The sequence below is a fragment of the Lysobacter sp. SCRH-1R genome (assembly GCF_057747855.1).
On record NZ_CM173227.1, the window covers coordinates 2,478,735 to 2,498,565 of the forward strand.

A 19,831-nucleotide genomic window follows, 5' to 3' on the forward strand; every position below is an offset into this window, starting at 1 on the left:
CCACGGAGGTGCGCGCTCGCCGCATGGGCACGGACGCGCGCCTCAGCGCGCGTCGCGTTTGCCCTGGTTGCGCCGGTCCTGGGCGCTGATGTGACCCTGGTTGCCCTCCAGGCGGATCTCGGCGTTGTGCAGCTCCTGGGCTTTCTCGGCCGCGCTGTCGGACATCGCGCCCGGGTGCCCGCCATGGCCGTGGTTCGCCTCGAACTGCTGCCACGGCGGCGCCTGCTGCTCGCGTTCCTGCTTGGCGGCGAGCAGCTCGCGGGTGTTGGCCAGCGCCTGCTCGGGGGTGATCTTCTGCCGACGCCCGGCGCCGGCGGCGCGACGCGGCGTTCGGCGTGCGGTGCCTTCGGCGGCGGTCTTGCGGGCCGGCGCCTTGCGGGCACTCGCGGCCTGCTTCGCGGTGGCCTTGCGGGCGGAGGCCTTCTTCGCGGCGACCTTCTTCGCGGCCGACTTGCGGGTCGCGGCAGCCTTCTTCGCCGGGACCTTTTTCGCTGCTGCCTTCTTCGTTGCGGTCTTCCGCGTCGCGGCCTTCTTCGGCGCGGCTGTAGTCGTGGTCTTCTTCGCGGTCTTCTTCACCGCCTTCCTGGCGCTCGCCTTCTTCGCGGTCGCCTTCTTCGTGGCGGTCTTGCGCGCGGTCTTCTTCGCCGTCTTGCCGGCCGCCTTGCGGGCCGTGGTCTTCTTGCCGGCCTTCCTCATCGCCATGCCTGGACTCCTGGCGTCATCGGGAGGTCCGGCTTACCACGGGCGGCATTCATGCCGGGTGAGCGCCGCCCCGCGTCAGCCCCGGCCAACGCACGGCGGCGGCTTATGACGGACTGCGTCACCTTCGGGCGCGCAAACCCGCTTGCAGACGTGTGGCACGGAATCTGCGTGATCGATTACCGGAAATGCGCCACGGAGGACACCCCATGACCGTGCATCACCTGACGACGAACCACCTCAGCGACGACGCCCTGATGTCCCGCCTGTACGAGCTCGCACGCAGCGGCCGTCAGACGACGGAAACCGCCCAGATCGACGCCGAAGTCTATTCGCGCCTGCTGCAGACCTACGGCGACGCCGAGGCCGACACCGCGCGCGTCGCGGCCTGACCGCCGCACTCCGGGCTCCGGCGAGGAGCCCTCCGACACGGTTCGAATGCAGGCGATCGAAACCGGTCGATCCGCGCTCGGCCGAACCCGTGACTTGGAGCCGCCCCGGCATCAGCCCCCGAACGAGGGGCTCATCAACCGCTGCAGGAAATACGGGCCGATGCGCGGCTCCATCAGCAGCATGAACAGCACGCCGTACAGCGCGCCCGACAGGTGCGCGCTGTGGTTGATGTTGTCGCCGCCGCGCTTGTCCATCCAGATCGAATAGGCCACGTACGCCACCGCGTACAGGATGGCCGGCATCGGCAGGAAGAACACGATGATCAGCGACCACGGCGACAGCAGGATGAAGGCGAACAGCACCGCCGACACCGCACCGGAGGCGCCCAGGCTGCGGTAGTGCGCGTCGTGCCGGTGGCGCAGGTACGTCGGCAGGATCGCGATGACTATCGCCGACAGGTAGAACAGCACGAAGCCCAGCGGCCCGATCAGCTTCGCCATCACCTCCTCGATCTGCCGGCCGAAGAAGTACAGCGTGATCATGTTGAACAGCAGGTGCGACCAGTCGGCGTGGATGAAGCCGTGGGTCACCAGGCGGTCGTACTGCTTCTTACGGTCGATCGCCGGCGGCCACAGGATCAGGCGGTCCAGCAGCGCCGGCCGCTGGAAGGCGAGCCACGACACCAGCACGGTCACGGCGATCAGGGCGAAGGTCAGCATCGGTTCGGGTTCCGGTCTGCGTCAGGTGCGGCGGTAGTTGTCCTGCATCGGGTAGCGCCGCGCGTAGAGCGCGAACGCCGCCGCCGCGAGGAAGGCGAAGCCGGCGAAGAAGAACATCAGGAAGGCGTTCTCGCTCAGGCCGGTGGCGTCGATGTGCGACATCACCGCCTCGTTGCGCACGCCCGCGTTGGTCAGCAGCACCCACAGGCTGCCGAACGTACTGGCGAGGTACCAGAAGGCCATGATCACGCCCTTCATGGCCTGCGGCGCCTGGCTGTAGGCGAATTCCAGCGCGGTGGCCGACACCAGCACCTCGCCGAGGGTCAGCAGCGCGTACGGCAGGATCTGCCATGCCAGCGAGACCGGGTCGCCGCCGTCGATCCACAGCTGCAGGATGCCGGCGATGATCCAGGCCGCACCGGAGAACGCGATGCCCGCGCCCATGCGGCGCAGCGGCGTGGGGCTGAAGCCCATCCGCTGCAGCGCCGGGTACAGCACCAGGTTGTTGAACGGGATCAGCAGCATCACCAGCGCCGGGTTGAGCGCCTGCATCTGCGCGGCGTCCCGCACGATGAAACTCGGCCACCACCAGGCGTCATGCGGCATCGCCATCTGGTTGCCCTGCAGCACCCAGGTCGAGGCCTTCTGGTCGAACAGAGACCAGAACGGCGTGGTCAGCGCGAACACGATCAGGATGCGCAGCACCGCGCGCACGCCGTCCACGGCGGCGTCGGGATGCGTGCCGCGGGCGCGGTCGAGCTGCATCGAGGTGCCGATGCCGCCGAAAGCGATGATCACGCCCAGCGCGAGGCAGGCCGAGATGACGAAGCCGAACGATTCCGGCCACCACGACAGCCCGACCGTCGCGTGGACCGCCCAGCCCAGCAGCAGCCCCACCGCGAGCGCGAAGCCGGCCATCGCCACCAGGTAGCCCCCGCGCCCCTGCCCCGGCGCCTGCTTCATCAGCGCGGTGCGCGCCACGTGCAGGAACGAGTCCGGATCGGACGAGGCCGGCGGCACGTTGACGTACTGCCCGCGGCCCAGCCAGAAGATGAAGGTCGCGATGAACATCAGCGCGCCCGGGATGCCGAACGCCACCGCCGGTCCCAGCTCGCGCAGGAAGATCGGCATCAGCAGCGAGGCGAAGAAGCTGCCGAAGTTGATGATCCAGTAGAAGGCGTCGAAGACCTTGCGCGCCAGGTGCTTGTTGGTCTGGTCGAACTGGTCGCCCACGAACGACACCACCAGCGGCTTGATGCCGCCCGAGCCCAGCGCGATCAGGAACAGGCCGGTGTAGAAGCCGGTGCGGTGGTTCTCGAACAGCGCCAGGCACGCATGGCCGGCGCAGTAGATCAGCGAGAACCACAGCACCGTGCGGTATTTGCCGAAGAAGCGGTCGGCCAGCCAGCCGCCCAGCAGCGGGAAGAAGTACACGCCGATGACGAAGGTGTGGAAGACCTCCTTCGCCATGCCCGCGCGCTCGGCCTCGGGCAGGTAGGCCAACAGCACGCTGCTCGCCAGGAACTGCACCAGGATGTTGCGCATCCCGTAGAAGCTGAAGCGCTCGCAGCCTTCGTTGCCGATGATGTAGGGAATCTGGCGCGGAAGCCTGGAGCTGCTTTCGGCCGGGGCTGCGGTCGCGGGAATCGTCATCCGGTTCTGCCTGTGCTCGTGATCGCCGCGCCCGGTTCGCCCCGGCGGGACGGCGCCCACCACGCGATCGCCCGGCGACGGGCAAAAAACAGGCGGAGCTCACACTCCGCCGTGCCCGGAGAGTAGCAAGGGGGGCGCGGCAAGCGAAGTGCTGATCCTGTTCGTCGCCTCCGCGCGGGCGGGGCCAAGCCTCGACGCGACTGCAGCCGCTCTTGCCTGGCGGCGATCCGGCCCCTACTCCACCGCCTCCACCTCATCGGCCAGATCCGCCGCATCGTCGACCCCGCCTTCGCCGTCCTCCTGCGCGACCGCGTCCGCATCGGGCGCATCGACGCCCTGCACCTCCAGCGTGTACTGGAAGTTCTGCAGCGACTGGCGCGGCCCTTCGCGATACCCGGCGGCGATCGCCAGCGTGTGCTGCCCCGGCGGCAGCGGCTTGAGCATCAGCCAGTAACCGTCGGTCGCCACGGCGGCCTCGCCTGTCGTCACCGTGAAGCACTCTCCGCCCGCCACGCGCATCCGCTGGTACTGGCCGACCGGGCGACCGTCCAGCAGCACCAGCCCGGTGAATACGTGCTCGACGAAATTCGCCGCACGCTGCTGCTTCTGCGTGCACGGCGCCGCGCTTCCGGACCCAGCATCGGCGACGGCCCAGGCGATCAGCGGAACGAACACGTGCCGGTCGGCGGGGATCGCGCAGGTGCGCACCGCATCGAACGCCCCGTCGGTCCCGGCGAGGAACCACACCGGTCCGTCCTGGTGCTGCGCGCAGCGGCTGCCGTCCCGGTCGGCGTACGGCGGCTGCCCGTCGAAGCGGCCGGTCCATTGCCACCAGCGCGTCGCCCACGTCGCCTGCGAGGCGTCGGCGACGGCCGCATCGGCCGGCACCCACCGATCCTCCAGGCTCACCGCCGGCGCGGGCGGCGGAGCGTCGGGCTGCTTGCTCCAGCCCAGTTCCTCGCGGATGTCCTGCGCTTCCTTGCAACCGGCGGCGAGCAGCGCACCCATCGCGCACATCGTCGCCAACGCCGCACGCGATGCGGCGCGAATCCTCATGCCCATTCGGTCAGCCCCTCGCGTTCGTACAGCGTGCGGAAGGACGGCCGCGCCTTCATGCGTTCGGCCAGCTTCGCCAGATGCGGCCACGCGTGGCCCGGGCGCGGCATGTTGCGCGTCCAGCGCATCAGCATCGTCAGGTAGAAGTCGGCCGCGCTCGGGCCATCGCCGAGCAGGTACGGCCCGTTCGCGGCCAGATGCGCGTCGAGCCGGTCCCACGCCGCCTCGATGCGGCGACGCGCGCCGTCCTGCACGCGGTCGGTGTGCTCGGCGTCGATGTCCTGCGGATACCACCACAGCCGCAGCGGCGACTGCAGCGTGTTGGCGAGGTTGAGCACCCATTGCAGGTACGCGCCGCGCTTCGGATCGCCCGGCGCCGGCGCAAGCCCCGCATGCGGATGGCGGTCGGCCAGGTGCAGCACCAGCGCGGCGGCCTCGTAGAGCGGCTGGCCATCTGCGACCAGCGTGGGCACCACGCCGTTGGGATTGAGCGCGAGGTAGTCGGCGCTCTTCTGCTGCCCGGCGCTCGTGTCGACCAGCGCCAGTTCGTGCACGACGTCCAGCTCGATCAGCAGCCAATGGACGACCAGGCTCGCCGCTCCCGGCGAGTAGTAGAGACGGTACATGCGGCATTCCCCCGAATGAGCCGGAATGATCGCACGGGCGTGGAGCAGGAGTGCGTTCGCAGGAGCAGGAAGTGAGCAGGGCATCACGGCGCCCCGCTCACCGCCTTTCGCGCCACGTCCACCCGCGCGGGCGGAAGGTGAACGCTCCACGTGCCGCGTGCCATGCAATGAGCCTGACGGAATACCGCCGCAAACGGCAGTTCACCAAGACCCGCGAGCCCGAACCCGGCAAGCGCCTGCCGCAGGGGAAACGCGCCATCTTCGTCGTGCAACTGCACCACGCGAGCCGGCGGCATTACGACTTCCGCCTGCAGATCGGCGACGCGCTGAAAAGCTGGGCCGTGCCGAAGGGGCCGAGCTACGACCCGAACGTGAAGCGCATGGCGGTCGAGGTGGAGGACCATCCGGTCGATTACGCGCAATTCGAAGGCGAGATCCCGAAGGGCCACTACGGCGGCGGACACGTCGCGCAGTTCGACCATGGCGTGTGGGCGACGCAGTTCGATCCCGAGGAACAGCTCGCCAAGGGCCACCTGCGCTTCGAACTGTTCGGCGACAAGCTCAAGGGCGGCTGGCACCTGGTGCGCTCGGGCAAGCCGGCGCGACAGCCGCAGTGGCTGCTGTTCAAGGACAAGGACGAATACGCCGGCACGCTGGAAGCCGACGACCTGCTCGCCGACGTCACGCCGCCGCCGGAGGAAGACGCCAAGCGCGCCGGTCGCGGCAAGACCAGGCGCAAGCGCGAAACCGAAGTGCCCGTGCACACTGCGAGCCGTCGCCGCGACTGGGCGAGAGCCGCGATGAAGCTCACCGGCGCGCGCAAGGGCGCCGCGCCGACCGAGTTCTTCGCGCCGCAACTGGCCAGGCTCGGCGACGCGCCGCCGGCCGGCGACCAGTGGCTGCACGAAATCAAATGGGACGGCTACCGCATCGTCGCGACCGTCGCGAAAGGAAAAGCGAAGCTCTGGTCGCGCAACGCGCTGGACTGGACCGGGAAGGTGCCGGAAATCACCGGCGCGATCGAAGCGCTGGGCGTGAAATCCGCTGCGCTCGACGGCGAACTCATCGCCGGTAGCGGCACGCGCGACGACTTCAACCTCTTGCAGGCGACGCTGTCGGGCGAACGCCAGGGCCTGTTGTCTTACGCGTTGTTCGACCTGCTGCACATCGACGGCGTGGACATCTCGCGCGCGCCGCTGATCGAACGCAAGGCGCTGCTGGAGGAACTGCTGGGCGAAGGCACGCGCCATCTTTCCTACAGCTCGCACGCGGTGGGCGATGGCGAGCAGGCGTTCGAACTCGCGGGCCAGCAGGACTTCGAAGGCATCATCTCCAAGCGCGTCGATCGTCCCTACCATTCCGGCCGTGGCGACGACTGGCGCAAGACGAAGGCGCTGCACAGCGACGAGTACGCCGTGGTCGGCTGGACCGCGCCGAAGGGCAGCCGCAGCGGCTTCGGCTCGCTGCTGCTCGCCACGCCGGACAAACGCCACGGGTGGGCCTACGTCGGTCGCGTCGGCAGCGGTTTTTCCGACACGCTGATCAAGGACATCAGCAAACGCCTGGGGCGCGGCGGCTCGAAGGAACCGACCGTGCACGTGCCCGAAAACGACACCGACCTGCGCAGCGCGAAATGGTTCGAACCGCGCTTCGTGGTGGAGGTGAATTTCCGCGGCATCGGCGGCCAGGGACTGCTGCGGCAGCCGTCGCTGAAATCGGTGCGCGACGACAAGAGCGTCGAGGATCTTGCGGACAGCGATCGGGGTTCGTCGAAAACCTCTCCGTCGAAAGCGGCGAAGGCCACGAAAGCCCGCGCAGGAAAAACAGCGAGGAAGACGGCGAACACCGCACGCACGCCGCCGAAGCTCAGCAGCCCGACGAAGGTGCTCTATCCGGACGACGGCTACACCAAACTCGACGTCGCCAACTACTACGCGGCCGTGCGCGACCACCTGCTGGCGGAAATCGCCGGGCGTCCACTGTCGATCATCCGTTGCCCGGCCGGCACCGACAAACCGTGCTTCTTCCAGAAACACCACACGCCCGGGCTGGAACTGGTCGAATTCGTGCGCCTGAAGGAGGAAGCCGGCAACAACGCGAACTACCTGGTGGTGAACGACGAGGCCGCGCTGATGGAACTGGTGCAGTTCAACGCGCTCGAATTCCATCCGTGGGGTTCGCACGCGGACGATCCCGACCGCGCCGACCGCATCGTGTTCGACCTCGACCCCGGCCCCGACGTGCCCTTCGCCGAGGTCAAGCGCGCCGCCGTGGACGTGCGCAAGCGACTGGCGGAACTGGAGCTGGAATCCTTCCTGCGCACCACCGGCGGCAAGGGCCTGCACGTGGTGGTGCCGCTGAATCCCGGCTGCGAATGGTCGCTGGTGAAGCCGTTCGCGCAGAGTTTCGCGGAAGTCATGTCGCAATCGGAGCCGGACCGGTTCCTCTCGGTCTCCACCAAACGCCTGCGCAACAAGCGCATCTTCGTCGACTACCTGCGCAACGGCCGGGGCGCGACGGCGGTGGCGTCGTACTCCCTGCGCGCGCGCCCACGCGCGCCGGTGTCGATGCCGCTGGCGTGGAGCGAACTGTCGAAACTCAAGCGCGGCGACGCGTTCACGATCGCCGACGTGCCCGCGCGGTTGAAGCGGCGCAGGAAGGATCCGTGGGCGGGGATCGAGCGGGTGAAACAGAATCTTTCGAGGTTTTCGGCGGGGGGTTAGATCTCCAGGGAGGTGCTGGTTCCCTTTGTAGCCCGGGTGAGCGAAGCGCACCCGGGGCGCGGTCGTTTCTCTAACCCGGGTGCGCTTCGCTTACCCGGGCTACCGAAGCAGCACCGTCGCCGGCGCTCAGCCATCGAGCCCCGATTCACCAACCCCTTTCACGCGATTCCAACCGCCACTCCACACATCCCTCACAAACCCGCGCGCATCCTCCGCCGTCCGGATGCGCACGCTTTCGGAGGGGGAACTCCACAGGGATGCGGACGGCCTGTCGGCCGTCGTCGTCGCGTTTGCTCCGGGCAACCCTGTTCCGGCCCGCTTCCGCGGGCCCACTCCGAGGAGATCCACCCGTGATCAACAAAGCCCTGAGCGTCCTCGCCCTGGCCTGCGCCCTGCCCGCCGCCGCGCACGCCGCCTCCGGTTCGCGCCAGATCGGCGTCAACGTCCTCCTGAATGGCGATCCCACCGCCGCCACCCTGTCCAGGCTCGGCACGTACGGCACCGTTCGCGAAGTGGTGGCCGAGATCGACCTGGTCACGCTCAAGACCACCGAAAGCCAGCTCGCCGCGATCCGCGCCCTGCCCTTCGTCCTCGCCGCCAATCCCGATGCCGAGCGCAAGGGCAGCCCGGTGGACACGGTCAGCGCGACCAACTTCGCCAACGGCCTGAGCACCTGGGACCAGGACGCGGTCGACGTCACCAACTTCGGCATGGGACGCACCGCCGCCTACGACGGTGCCGGCGTGTACGTCGCGGTGCTCGACACCGGCCTTCTGGATACCTGGCGCCAGTACTTCCCGCAGGAACGCATCGCCACGCAGTTCGCCACGGCCTTCAACGGCGGCGGCGGCGAACAGGGCAACGTGTCGGAACCGCCGAACAAGTGGGAACACGACCAGAACTCGCACGGTACGCACGTCACCAGCACCATCCTGGGCTACAGCCTCAACGGCACGCCGATCAACGGCACCGCGCCGCGCGCGACGGTCATCCCGGTGAAGGTGTTGAACCAGAACGGTTCGGGCTGGTCGTCGGTGGTCGCCGCGGGCATCGTCTACGTCGCCAACCTGAAGGCCAGCGGCGCGCTCGGCTCCTCGCCGGTGGTGATCAACATGAGCCTGGGCGGTTCGGTGCTCGATGCGGCCGAGAAGGCGGCGATCGACTATGCGATCGCGCAGGGCGTCGTCATCGTCGCCTCCGCCGGCAACGAGGGCGACGCGGGCATGGGCTATCCGGGCGCGTACGCGCCGGTCATCTCGGTCGCCGCGTCGGGCTGGAACGGCCAGTGGAAACCGGGCGCCGACGGCAATCCGGGCAACTGGTGGAACGCGGACGACGTGGCCGATCCGACCACGTCGACGGATTTCCACATCGCCGATTTCTCCAGCCGCGCGCTCGCCGGACAGGATCTCGACGTGGCCGCGCCGGGCTCGTGGGTGGTCGGCCCGTACCAGTTGCAGAGCGGCAAGACGTCGTACTTCTACCTGAGCGGCACGTCGATGGCCTCCCCGCACGTGGCCGGCATCGCCGCGCTGATGTTGCAGAAGAACCCGAACCTGGAGCAGGCCGACGTCGAGGACATCCTCACGACCGCCGCCATCCCGCTGGCGCCGGGATGCGCCCTGCTCTCGCAGCCTTCGGGCCCGCCGGTGAACGAATGCTGGGGCGCGAACGCGACGGGCTCGGGCCTGATCACCGCGACGAATGCGTTGTCGCTCACGCCGTGACGTGAGGCTCCAAGGCCCCTCTCCCGTCGGGAGAGGGGCCGGGCGTGCGATCACGCACGCCCCCGCGATGCCGCGTTTGTAGCGCGGGTAAGCGAAGCGCACCCGGGTCGAGCGTGACAGCTCCCGGCTGCGCTTCGCTTACCCGGACTACAGAAGCTCACGACGGACGCTCCGCCCACGGCGCCTTCTCGAATTTCCGCAGCAGATGCTCGATCAGCAACTGCACGCGCGCCGGACGCACCCGACCGGGTGGCGTGACCACGTGCAGCGCAATCGGCGGCGGCGACCACTCGGGCATCACGACTTCCAGCTTGCCCGCCTTCAGTTCGCGCCACACCAGGAACTCCGGCTGCAGCGCGAGACCCAATCCCGCCAGTAACGCCGGATTGAGCGCCTCGGCGTTGTTCACGCGCAGCGGCGCGTTGACGCTGATCGAGAAATCGCCGTGCCGCTTGTGATGGAACCGCCATGCACCGCCGAAGCGCGAGAGCGTGTAGAACAGCGCGCTGTGCTGCGCCAGTTCGCGCGGATGACGCGGACGTCCATGCGCATCCAGATAGGCGGGCGACGCGACCAGCACGATGCGCACGCCGCACAGCCGTCGCGCGAGCAGGCTCGAATCGGCCAGCGTCGAGATGCGCAGCGCCAGATCGAAACCGCCGCCGACCAGATCCACCAGGCCGTCGTCGAAATCCACGTCGAGCGAGACGTCCGGATAGCGCGCCATGAATTCCGGCAACACCGGCGCGAGGTGTTCGATGCCGAACGACATCGGCACCGCCATGCGCACGGTGCCGCGCGGACTGGCCGCCTGCGCGGTGATTTCGGCCTCCACGGCCTCGCCTTCGGCGAGGATGCGGCTGGCGCGTTCCAGCGCGCCGCGCCCGCTTTCGGTCAACGACATGCGCCGCGAGGTGCGATGGAACAGCACCGTCTTCAGGCGCGTTTCCAGCCGCGTGATCGCCTTGGAGACGGTGGCCTGCGAGAGGTTGAGCTCGTTCGCGGCGCGGGCGAAGGAGCCGGTTTCGGCGACCTTGGCGAAGATCGCCCAGGCTTCCAGGTCGGGCAGTTTCATGGTGGCGCCCCATCATGCATAAAACGGAAACGATCATATTCGATTCGTTCCATTCCCAGCAGGCCGTCGGACGCCTATCGTTTGCCCCACGCAATCCACCCACTCCGGAGCAAGGTCATGATCGAGCGTCGCCCGTTCAACTCCCTCGGCGGAGCCAACCACGGTTGGCTCGATGCCAAGCACCACTTCTCCTTCGCCAGCTACCACGATCCGGCGCGCATGGGCTGGGGCGCGCTGCGCGTGTGGAACGACGACACCATCGCCGCGAACACGGGCTTCCCGCCGCATCCGCATTCGGACATGGAGATCATCACCTACGTCCGCGATGGCGCGATCACCCACCAGGACAACCTGGGCAACAAGGGCCGCACCATCGCCGGCGACGTGCAGGTGATGAGCGCGGGTACCGGCATCCAGCACGCCGAATACAACCTGGAACCGGACACCACGCGGATCTTCCAGATCTGGATCATCCCCGACGCCCGCGGCGGCGCGCCGACCTGGGGCAGCAAGCCGTTCCCGAAGGGCGAGCGTTCCGGGCGCTTCGTGACGCTGGCCAGCGGCATCGCCGGCGACGAGGACGCGCTGCCGATCCGCGCGCAGGCACGGGTGCTCGGCCTGACCCTGGGCGCCGGCGAAACGGCCGAATACGCGTTCGGCGAGAACCGTTACGGCTACCTCGTGCCGGCCAAGGGCGCGATCGAGGTGAACGGCGTGCGGCTCGAAGCCCGCGACGGCGCGGCGATCCGCAACGAAGGCGCGATCACCGTGAAGGCGCTGGACGACGCCGAAGTCGTGCTGGTGGACTCGGCGCCGTAAGCGCCGCCGGTCGCAAGATGAGCACCGGGGCCCCTCTCCTTCCGGAGAGGGGCCTTTCGCGTTTTCCAGCCCGTTCGACCGCTTTGTGCCGTTCCATCCGCGCTTTCGCGTTCTCCTCCGAGGGACCGCCGCCGGCGGCCCCCTTCCCCGCGAGGTAAACGTCATGCTCGAGCTGCTCGACATCACCGCCTTCGGTGCGCTGCACACCGCAATCGCGATCGTCGGCGCCCTTGCCGGCTTCGCCGCGCTCGTCCTGCATCGCGAAATCCGCGTGGCTTCGCGCGCCGGCGCGGTGTTCTTCTGGTTCACGATCGGCGCCGCGATCACCGGGCTCTTCATCTTCCGGCGCGGCGGATTCGGCGCGCCGCACGTGCTCAGCGTGCTCACGCTGGTGGTGCTCGCGCTGGGCTGGTTCGCGGAACGCCGCCGGGCCCTGGGCGGTCTTTCCGCGTATGCAGCACCGCTGCTCTACGTCACCGCGCTGTTCTTCCACTTCATCCCGGCGTTCGTCGAGACGCTGACCCGCCTCCCGCTCGGCTCCCCCTACGCCACAGGGCCCGAGGACCCGCGCCTGTTCGGGCCCATCGGCAGCGCCTTCGTGGCCTACCTGGTGGCCGTCGCGTGGCAGGCATGGCGGGTGCGCGGAGCGGCCCGGCGGCTGGCGCCGTCCCTGCGGGCGCAGCGCGAGGGGTGAACGTCCCGGCGGCGGGCGCTTTCACCGCCCGCCGACGCCGTTCCCCGGAAAGTCCTTAGTCCTCCGGCCTGATCCATCCGGTAGATAGAGGTGTCCCATGGCCCGCCCCATCTGGACCGGCACGCTGTCGTTCGGTCTGCTCAACATCCCCGTGAAACTGATGACCGGCGAGCGCCGCGTCGATCTGTCCTTCCGCATGCTCGACAGCCGCAACAACGCGCCGATCCGCTACGAGCGCGTCAACGCCGAGACCGGCGAGGAAGTGCCGTGGAAGGAAATCGTGAAGGCCTTCGAGTACGACAAGGGCAGCTACGTCGTGCTGGAGGAATCCGACATCGCCAACGCCGCGCCCGACCACAAGGAGTCGGTGGACATCGACACCTTCGTCGACCTGGAGGCGATCGGTCCGGAGTATTTCGAGAAGCCCTACATCCTCGAACCGGGCAAGAAAGCCGAGAAGGGCTACGTGCTGCTGCGTGAGGTGCTCAAGCGCACCGGCCAGGCGGGCGTGGGCCGCGTGGTGATCCGCACGCGCGAATACCTCGCCGCCGTGGTGCCGAAGGACGAAGCGCTGATGCTGCTGATCCTGCGGTTCGCGCAGGAACTCGTCGATCCGGCCGACTACAAGCTGCCCGAGGGCAGCCTGGAGAAATGGAAGATCACCACGCGCGAGATCGACATGGCCAAGCAGCTCATCCAGTCGATGAGTTCGGACTGGAAGCCGGAGGACTACAAGGACGATTTCCGCGAACGGCTGTCGAAGGTGATCGAGGATCGGGTGAAGTCCAAGAACGTCGTGCGCAAGGCCGCGACCGACGAGGACAACCTGCCCGAGAACGCCGCCACCAACGTCATCGACTTCGCCGACCTGCTCAAGCGCAGCCTGGAAAAGAAGGGCGGCGGAAAGCCCGCGCCGGCCAAGAAGGCGGCGAAGAAAACCGCGGCGAAGAAGACCACCGCGCGCAAGCGCACGGGGCGCAAGTCGGCCTGACGGGGCCGCCCGCATGCGGTGCTGACGCATGTCCACGACGCCCCGGCTCACCAGTCCCGATCGCGTGGTCTATCCCGACGCGGCGATCACCAAGGCCGACGTCGCCGATTACTACCGCGCGGTGTCGCGATGGATGCTGCCGGAACTCGTGCGCCGCCCGCTCTCGCTGGTGCGTTGCCCCGATGGCCTGGCGGGCTCTTGCTTCTTCCAGAAGCACCATGCCGATTCGCTCGGCGAGCACGTGGGTTCGATCACGCTGCGCGAAGTGGAAGGACGTGGCGAGTACCTCTACGTCGAGGACCTCGACGGCGTGCTCGAACTGGTGCAGATGAACTCGCTGGAATTCCACGTGTGGGGCTCGCACATCGACCACGTCGAGAAGCCCGACCGGGTGGTGTTCGACCTCGATCCGGACGAAGGCATCGAATGGAACGCGCTGAAGGCCGCCGCGCGCGAGATCCGCGACCGCCTCGCCGAACTGCGCCTGCGCAGCTGGGTGCGCCTGTCCGGCGGCAAGGGCGTGCACGTGGTGGTGCCGATCCGGCCCGGCCCGGACTGGTCGCAGGTGAAGGCGTTCTGCGAGGCCTTCGCCGATTCGATGGTCGCCAAGGCGCCCGAGCGCTACATCGCCACCGCATCGAAGGCCAAGCGCGAGGGCCTGATCTTCATCGACTGGCTGCGCAACTCGCGCGGCGCCACCAGCGTCGCCAGCTGGTCGCTGCGCGCGAAACCGGGGGCGACCGTGGCGATGCCGCTGACGTGGGAGGAACTCGGCCGCGTCCGCCAGGCCGGCGCGTTCGATCTCCCCCGGGCGCTGCGCCGCTCGCGCAACCTCAAGCGGGATCCGTGGCATGCGATGCATCGGGCCCGGCAGGGGTTGCCGGATCGGGTTTGACGCTCCTCCCGCGATCCCGGCGAAAGCCGCAGCCGGCACTCGTGCCGACGAACCACTCCACCGTTAATCATTCCCGGAAGGCGCGAACGCCTGCGCGTGAACGCCAGGCGAGCGTCCGCGAACATGAACAGCCCCTCCACCCCCGTCTGCTAGCGTCATCGCCATGTCGCTACGGGTACTCATCGTCTGCAAAGGCAACATCTGCCGAAGTCCGATGGCCGAGGCCATCGTGCGCGCGCGGCTGCTTCGTCCGGGCATGCAGGTCGCGTCCGCCGGGCTGGCGGCGATGCGCGGGTTTCCGATCGATCCGAAGGCGCAGTCGGTGCTGGCCGCGCACGGTTACGACGGCTCCGGGCACATCGCGCGGCAGGCCACCAAGCCGCTGATGCTGCAATCCGACCTCGTGCTGGCGATGGAGCAACGCCAGGTCGCCGCGGTGCTCGCGCTGTGCCCGACGCTGCGCGGGCGCGTGTGCATGCTCACGCACTGGGACGACGGCACCGACATCGACGATCCCTACGGTCGCGACCAGAACGCGTTCGATCTCGCATTCGATCGCATCGAGTCTTGTATCCGCGATTGGAAAACGAAACTGTGACACGTTCATTCCAAACGCTTCAGCGTCGTGCCGGCGTCGTGAAGTGATTCATCCATCTGAACCTGAGCTATCGCCGCTTGCAGGTTAATCAGGGTGAACGTGTCTTTTTCATCCTTTCATCAACCCGCCCTCCATAGGCTCCTTCGAGCACGGAGGCACCGCGTCGTTTTCATCGCGATGAATTTCACCCGATGAAGCGGGCGGTCGGCGGTGCCGATCGACCATTGAGTGCGTACGCACACGGAACGCAACACGCCTTGCCCTTTGTCATTCGTGTTCTGATCCGAGGTGCATGCATGAGGGACCCCAAGCTGGTGGCTGCCAGCGCCATCGCGTTGGCCGTGACGCTGTTCGCCATCTTCGCCATGCGACCGTGGGCGAGGAAGATCGGACTCGTCGACCGGCCCGATGCGCGGAAACAGCACCGAGGCAGCATTCCGCTGATCGGCGGGCTGTGCTTCTTCCTTGGCACCCTGGTGGGGCTGAGTTACCTGGGCTACATCGACGGTTTCGTGACCAGCCTGCTCGCCGGCGGCGTGATGATCGTCGCGGCCGGCGCGCTGGACGACGCAAGCAACCTCAGCGTGACTTCACGCCTTCTGGTCGAGGCCGGCGCCGCCGGCCTCGTCATCTTCATGTCGGGCTTCTACGTGCACGATCTGGGCGAGATCATCGGCACGCGCCACATCGACATCGGCCTGTTCGGCATTCCCTTCACGATCATCGCCGTCATCGGCCTGATCAACGCCTTCAACATGATGGACGGCATCGACGGCCTGGCCGCGTCGATGGCGATGGTGTGCATCGGCGCGATCCTGCTGTTCGACGAGTCGTCGTGGTCGGTGCCGGGCGTGCTGCTGATGCTGCAGGTGCTGTTCGCGGCGCTGATCCCGTACCTGTTCGTCAACCTGGGCTGGCCCGACGGGCGCAAGGTCTTCATGGGCGACGCCGGCAGCACGCTGATCGGTTTCATCCTGGCGTGGGCGCTGATCTACATGAGCCATGCGAAGGTCGGCCGCCTCAATCCACCGGACGTGCTGTGGTGCGTCGCGCTGCCGGTGATGGACACGCTGGCGGTGATGTATCGCCGCATTCGCGCCGGTGGATCGCCGTTCAAGGCCGATCGCCAGCACCTGCACCACCTGCTGTGCGACACCGGCATGCCGCCGCGCCTGGTGCTGCTGACGATGGTCGCCGTCGCGGGCCTGCTCGTGCTGCTGGGCTGGTCGCTGCGCGACATGCCGCAGTCGCTCGCGTTCGCCGCCTTCATGCTGGTGATGGCGCTGCACGTGTGGTGGGTGCCGAAAGTGCTCACGAAGCTGCGCGGACGCTGGCCGAACAGCGCGCCCCGCCCCGCGCCGGCGCCGCTGCATGCGGTGCCGAACAACCACGGCATGAACTTCCTCACCTCGCTGGCGGGCTTCGACGACCACGACGGCGAGCGCATCGATGGGGCGCGCGTCAACGCCGGCACCACCGCCCCCGCGCGCGCCGGCATCGCGCTGCCGGACGTGCTGCACCTGGCCGACGCCGCGGCGGAGGCCGCATCCGACATCAATCCGAAGCCGCCGGTGCGCGCGTTGTGCGTGCTGAGCGATTCCCCCGATGCCGTGCGCATGGCGCCGATCGCGCAGCAGCTCGCGCGCGACGAACGCTTCGAGACGACGGTGTGCCTGGCGACCGAATCCGAGCAGGAATCGGCGCGCGTGCTCGAACTGTTCGATCTCTCGCCCGACGTGCAGGTCGACGTGCCGTCGGCCGGCGAGGATCCCGCGGAGATCACCTCCACCGCGCTGGGCGGCATCAAGCGCGTGATGACCCAGGTGCGGCCGGACCTGGTGGTGGTGCCCGGCGATGCGCCCGCCACGCTGGCGACGACGCTCGCCGCGCACTACCACCAGGTCCCGGTGGTGTGCATCGACGGCGGCCCGGCGAACACCGCCGCGCCGCGCGCGGCCGGCGACCCCGGGCGCCGCATCGCGCGCGCGCTCGCGGCGCTGCACGTCGCCTCGAGCCAGTCGACCGGACGCCAGCTCGTCGCCGAGGGCGTGCCCGCGCATCGCGTGCTGGTCAGCGGCAATGCCGCGCCGGATGCGTTGCGTATCGCGCTCGAACGCCTGCGGCCCGACATCGGCGTCGGCCTGGCGCTGGCCCAACGCTTCGCCGTCCTGCGCGACGACGCGCCGCTGGTGCTGATGCTCGGACACGAATGCGACCCCTCGCAGGCCGCGCTGATGTGCGAGGCGTTCACGCGCATCGCGCACGAACACCCCGGCGTCGACGTGGTCTGCGCGATCGGCCCGGTGTTCCTCGACGAGGGCCCGGCGAACCTGCATCGCATCGACGCCCCCGACTATCTCGCCGCGCTGTTCCTGCTGCGCCGCGCGCGCCTGGCGTTCGTCAGCCCGTCGCTGCACGCCGAAGCGCTGGCGCTGGACGTCCCGCTGATCGCCCTGGATCCGCCGCAGGCCGAAGCGCAGGGCCGCGTGCACCTGATGGTGCACGACGCGGAGGCGATCGCCGGCCACGTGTCGCGCCTGCTGGATGAAGCGTGGACGCTGCCGCTGCGCGCGTCGCACACGACCGAACGCATTCCCGAACCGGGCGACGCCGATGCGCGCGTCGCCGACGCATTGGCGAGCCTGCGCCCCGCAGCTCACGCACACACGAACCCGTCGCGGGTCCCAGGTTCGCCAAACCAGGTCGCGGTCCGCAACGCGTGGGGGGCGTCGTGAACGCCCTGCCCGCGCGCGGCGCGCGCCTCCATCCCAGGACCGGCCGGTCGTGGGCGACATACGCGCGGCACGCCGCGTTCCTCCTGCGTGCGCTGTCGCATGCCCCGCTCTTCACCAGGTGACGAAACATGGCCACTCACGTGATCTCCCGGGCCGATGCCCCCTACGCCGTCCCTCCCGCCGCGAACGCGCGCGAGGACGACATCGACATCCCCACCATCGTCTCGACGCTGACCGACAACAAATGGCCGATCCTGCTCGGCACGCTGGCGTTCTTCCTCGTCGCGGTCGCCTACGTGCTGCTGGCGACGCCGCAGTACGAAGCCAACGCCGTGGTGCAGGTGGAATCGCGCCCGCCAACGGTGCCGGGCCTCAACCAGCCCAACACCGCGCCGACCCCGCCGATCGTCGACTCGCCGGCCGCGACCGAAACCCAGCTGCTGACCTCGCGCCGAGTGCTCGGTGAAGCGATCGAGCGCCTCGACCTGGACACGGTCATCGAGCCGGTGCGCATGCCGGTGCTCGGCGACACGCTCGCGCGCATGCAGCAGCGCCTGCATCCGGGCGAAGTGGGCGAACCGTGGTTCGGCCTGAACAGTTACGCGTGGGGCGGCGAGCAGGTCGACATCGGCCAGTTCATCGTGCCCGAACAGCTGGTCGGCATTCCGCTGCAGTTGATCGCCGGCGAGCGCGGCCAGTACAAGCTGCTCGACCCGGACGGCAACCTGCTGCTGGAAGGCCGCGTCGGCCAGAAGGCCAGCAACGGCCGCGGTCTGTCGCTGCAGATCGACCGCCTCGCCGCCAACGCCGGCACGCGCTTCGAGATGACGCGGTTGAACACGATGGCACTGATGACCCAGCTGAAGAAGGACATCACCGTCAGCGAGCAGGGCCGCAACTCGGGCATCATCAACCTCACCTATCCGCATCCCGATGCGCTGCGCGCCAAGCAGGTGCTCGACCAGATCACTCAGGCGTACGTGCGGCAGAACGTCGCGCGCAATTCGGCCGAGGCGGCCAAGCGGTTGCAGTTCGTCACCGAGCAGCTGCCGAAGGTGCGACGCGAACTCGCCGATGCGCAGCAGCGGCTGAACACGTTCCAGTCGCGCACCCGCACGATGGACGTGGGCGTGTCGAACAAGGCGCTGCTCGACCAGACCGTCGCGCTGGACCAGAGCATCCAGCAGTTGCAGGTGCAGCGCGCCGACATCGCCAGCCGCTACACGCCCGAACATCCGGTCTACCAGTCGCTGATGCGGCAGATCGGCCAGTTCGAGTCGAAGAAGAACCAGATCATGAGCCAGATCGGCAACCTCCCCGACACGCAACAGGGGCTGTTCCGGCTCAACCGCGACGTGGAGGTCATCAACCAGACCTACGCGAACCTGCTCGACCAGGCGCAGCAGCTGAACATCGCCGCCGCCAGCGCGGTGGGCAACGCGCGCGTGATCGACCCGGCCGACGTCAACATGGACAGCCCGTCGTGGCCGAAACCGTTGATCGTGATTGGCGCGGGCACGCTGATCGGCGCGATGTTCATGATCGCCTTCGTGCTCACGCGGCAGATGTTCCGCCGCGGCGTGGAGGATCCGGTGGACATCGAGCTGCTCGGCCTGCCGGTGTACGCGTCGATCCCGTTCAGCCCGAAGGGCAAGCAGATCGCCACGCAGCCGGGCACGCACCGCCGTGACGGCAAGCAGCGGCTGCTGGCGTTCCGCTCGCCGTCGGACCTGGCGATGGAAGCCCTGCGCACGCTGCGCACGAGCCTGCATTTCTCGCGGTTCGAGATGAAGAACAACATGCTGATGATCGCCGCGCCGAGCCCCGGCGTCGGCAAGACCTTCGTCTGCGCGAACCTCGCCGTAACCATCGCGCAGGCGGGCCAGCGCGTGTTGCTGATCGACGCCGACATGCGTCGCGGCACCGCGCACCTGGCGCTGGGCACCCGCGCCGACGGCGGGCTTTCCGAGCTGCTGTCGGGCCACATCGACGACGTGCAGGCGGTGCGCAAGGTCGGCGGCACCGACAACCTGTCGTTCATCTCGCGCGGCGCCGTGCCGCCGAATCCGTCGGAGCTGCTGATGCATCCGCGCTTCGGCGCGCTGCTCGACAAGCTCTCGCAGCAGTACGACATCGTGGTGATCGATACGCCGCCGATCCTGGCGGTGACCGATGCGGCGGTGATCGGCCATCACGTCGGCACCTGCCTGATGGTGGTGCGCTGGGGCCTGAACCAGCAGCGCGAGATCGCGCTCGCCAAGCAGCGCCTGGAACAGAACGGCGTGGAAGTGCGCGGCGCGATCTTCAACGCGGTGCAGAAGAAGGGCTCGGGCCAGTACGCCTACACGTACTACGACTACCAGCCCATGAAGGACGGCCCCATCAAGGACGCGCCGTTCCGCGATCCGGCGCCGGCGAGGTGATGCGC

Annotated in this window: 16 protein-coding genes; 10 read left to right on the top strand and 6 right to left on the bottom strand. The window is 68.4% G+C overall.

Translation table 11 applies throughout. The features are described from left to right. Positions 1-42: 42 nt before the first annotated feature. Entirely contained in the window at positions 43-702 is a 660-nt protein-coding gene (locus AC3ANK_RS11240) for a histone H1-like repetitive region-containing protein (protein ID WP_484171189.1), read from the bottom strand. Between the two features lie 206 nt (positions 703-908). On the opposite strand from AC3ANK_RS11240, the gene AC3ANK_RS11245 reads away from it, so the two are divergent. Further along, complete coding sequence (locus AC3ANK_RS11245; RefSeq protein ID WP_206860884.1) at positions 909-1,091, top strand: hypothetical protein; 183 nt, start codon at positions 909-911, stop codon at positions 1,089-1,091. A gap of 111 nt (positions 1,092-1,202) precedes the next feature. Here the strand turns inward: AC3ANK_RS11245 and AC3ANK_RS11250 are convergent, their stop codons facing one another. From AC3ANK_RS11250 to AC3ANK_RS11265, 4 genes are all read right to left on the bottom strand, one after another. After that, the gene (locus AC3ANK_RS11250) at positions 1,203-1,811 is read right to left on the bottom strand and encodes a rhomboid family intramembrane serine protease (protein WP_206860885.1); all 609 of its coding nucleotides are present in this window, start codon (positions 1,809-1,811) and stop codon (positions 1,203-1,205) included. Between the two features lie 21 nt (positions 1,812-1,832). Further along, positions 1,833-3,464 (bottom strand): POT-type proton-dependent oligopeptide transporter, encoded by a 1,632-nt coding sequence (locus AC3ANK_RS11255; protein ID WP_206860886.1) that lies wholly within the window; start codon positions 3,462-3,464, stop codon positions 1,833-1,835. A gap of 234 nt (positions 3,465-3,698) precedes the next feature. Continuing rightward, positions 3,699-4,520, bottom strand: a complete 822-nt coding sequence (locus tag AC3ANK_RS11260) for a hypothetical protein (protein WP_484171190.1) — start codon at positions 4,518-4,520, stop codon at positions 3,699-3,701. Then, a complete protein-coding gene (locus tag AC3ANK_RS11265) occupies positions 4,517-5,146 on the bottom strand; it encodes a glutathione S-transferase family protein (RefSeq protein ID WP_484171191.1) in 630 nt (209 codons plus the stop codon). Before AC3ANK_RS11265 ends, AC3ANK_RS11260 begins: the two co-directional genes overlap by 4 nt. Before the next feature lie 167 nt (positions 5,147-5,313). On the opposite strand from AC3ANK_RS11265, the gene ligD (AC3ANK_RS11270) reads away from it, so the two are divergent. Together ligD (AC3ANK_RS11270) and AC3ANK_RS11275 are read left to right on the top strand one after the other, a co-directional pair. Then, complete coding sequence (gene ligD / locus AC3ANK_RS11270; RefSeq protein WP_484171192.1) at positions 5,314-7,869, top strand: DNA ligase D; 2,556 nt, start codon at positions 5,314-5,316, stop codon at positions 7,867-7,869. A 350-nt stretch (positions 7,870-8,219) separates the two neighbouring features. Continuing rightward, positions 8,220-9,596, top strand: a complete 1,377-nt coding sequence (locus AC3ANK_RS11275; RefSeq protein ID WP_484171193.1) for a S8 family peptidase — start codon at positions 8,220-8,222, stop codon at positions 9,594-9,596. Between the two features lie 157 nt (positions 9,597-9,753). On the opposite strand, the gene AC3ANK_RS11280 is transcribed toward AC3ANK_RS11275, so the two are convergent. After that, on the bottom strand, positions 9,754-10,671 hold the full coding sequence (locus tag AC3ANK_RS11280) for a LysR family transcriptional regulator (protein WP_484171194.1): 918 nt from the start codon (positions 10,669-10,671) through the stop codon (positions 9,754-9,756). Positions 10,672-10,788: 117 nt separating this feature from the next. Here AC3ANK_RS11280 and AC3ANK_RS11285 point away from each other — a divergent pair, with 117 nt between their 5' ends. The 7 genes from AC3ANK_RS11285 to AC3ANK_RS11315 all read left to right on the top strand — a co-directional run bounded on the left by AC3ANK_RS11285 (position 10,789) and on the right by AC3ANK_RS11315 (position 19,826). Then, entirely contained in the window at positions 10,789-11,490 is a 702-nt protein-coding gene (locus AC3ANK_RS11285) for a pirin family protein (RefSeq protein ID WP_484171195.1), read from the top strand. A gap of 163 nt (positions 11,491-11,653) precedes the next feature. Further along, a complete protein-coding gene (locus tag AC3ANK_RS11290; RefSeq protein WP_484171196.1) occupies positions 11,654-12,184 on the top strand; it encodes a hypothetical protein in 531 nt (176 codons plus the stop codon). Between the two features lie 97 nt (positions 12,185-12,281). Further along, positions 12,282-13,175, top strand: coding sequence for a non-homologous end joining protein Ku (gene ku / locus AC3ANK_RS11295; RefSeq protein WP_484171197.1), 894 nt, complete (start codon positions 12,282-12,284; stop codon positions 13,173-13,175). 28 nt (positions 13,176-13,203) lie between these two features. Beyond that, positions 13,204-14,070, top strand: coding sequence for a non-homologous end-joining DNA ligase (gene ligD / locus AC3ANK_RS11300; RefSeq protein WP_206860894.1), 867 nt, complete (start codon positions 13,204-13,206; stop codon positions 14,068-14,070). A gap of 163 nt (positions 14,071-14,233) precedes the next feature. Beyond that, positions 14,234-14,668 (top strand): low molecular weight protein-tyrosine-phosphatase, encoded by a 435-nt coding sequence (locus tag AC3ANK_RS11305; protein ID WP_484171198.1) that lies wholly within the window; start codon positions 14,234-14,236, stop codon positions 14,666-14,668. Positions 14,669-14,964: 296 nt separating this feature from the next. Then, the gene (locus tag AC3ANK_RS11310; protein WP_206860896.1) at positions 14,965-17,403 is read left to right on the top strand and encodes a UDP-N-acetylglucosamine 2-epimerase; all 2,439 of its coding nucleotides are present in this window, start codon (positions 14,965-14,967) and stop codon (positions 17,401-17,403) included. A 128-nt stretch (positions 17,404-17,531) separates the two neighbouring features. Continuing rightward, positions 17,532-19,826: a polysaccharide biosynthesis tyrosine autokinase gene (locus AC3ANK_RS11315; protein ID WP_206860897.1), complete on the top strand. Its 2,295-nt coding sequence runs from the start codon at positions 17,532-17,534 to the stop codon at positions 19,824-19,826. Positions 19,827-19,831 lie beyond the last annotated feature (5 nt).

Coding starts and splice junctions, on each gene's coding strand:
- AC3ANK_RS11240 (WP_484171189.1), bottom strand. CDS start 702: ATGGCGATGAGGAAGGCCGGCAAGAAGACCACGGCCCGCAAGGCGGCC.
- AC3ANK_RS11245 (WP_206860884.1), top strand. CDS start 909: ATGACCGTGCATCACCTGACGACGAACCACCTCAGCGACGACGCCCTG.
- AC3ANK_RS11250 (WP_206860885.1), bottom strand. CDS start 1,811: ATGCTGACCTTCGCCCTGATCGCCGTGACCGTGCTGGTGTCGTGGCTC.
- AC3ANK_RS11255 (WP_206860886.1), bottom strand. CDS start 3,464: ATGACGATTCCCGCGACCGCAGCCCCGGCCGAAAGCAGCTCCAGGCTT.
- AC3ANK_RS11260 (WP_484171190.1), bottom strand. CDS start 4,520: ATGAGGATTCGCGCCGCATCGCGTGCGGCGTTGGCGACGATGTGCGCG.
- AC3ANK_RS11265 (WP_484171191.1), bottom strand. CDS start 5,146: ATGTACCGTCTCTACTACTCGCCGGGAGCGGCGAGCCTGGTCGTCCAT.
- ligD (WP_484171192.1), top strand. CDS start 5,314: ATGAGCCTGACGGAATACCGCCGCAAACGGCAGTTCACCAAGACCCGC.
- AC3ANK_RS11280 (WP_484171194.1), bottom strand. CDS start 10,671: ATGAAACTGCCCGACCTGGAAGCCTGGGCGATCTTCGCCAAGGTCGCC.
- AC3ANK_RS11285 (WP_484171195.1), top strand. CDS start 10,789: ATGATCGAGCGTCGCCCGTTCAACTCCCTCGGCGGAGCCAACCACGGT.
- AC3ANK_RS11290 (WP_484171196.1), top strand. CDS start 11,654: ATGCTCGAGCTGCTCGACATCACCGCCTTCGGTGCGCTGCACACCGCA.
- ku (WP_484171197.1), top strand. CDS start 12,282: ATGGCCCGCCCCATCTGGACCGGCACGCTGTCGTTCGGTCTGCTCAAC.
- ligD (WP_206860894.1), top strand. CDS start 13,204: ATGTCCACGACGCCCCGGCTCACCAGTCCCGATCGCGTGGTCTATCCC.
- AC3ANK_RS11305 (WP_484171198.1), top strand. CDS start 14,234: ATGTCGCTACGGGTACTCATCGTCTGCAAAGGCAACATCTGCCGAAGT.
- AC3ANK_RS11310 (WP_206860896.1), top strand. CDS start 14,965: ATGAGGGACCCCAAGCTGGTGGCTGCCAGCGCCATCGCGTTGGCCGTG.
- AC3ANK_RS11315 (WP_206860897.1), top strand. CDS start 17,532: ATGGCCACTCACGTGATCTCCCGGGCCGATGCCCCCTACGCCGTCCCT.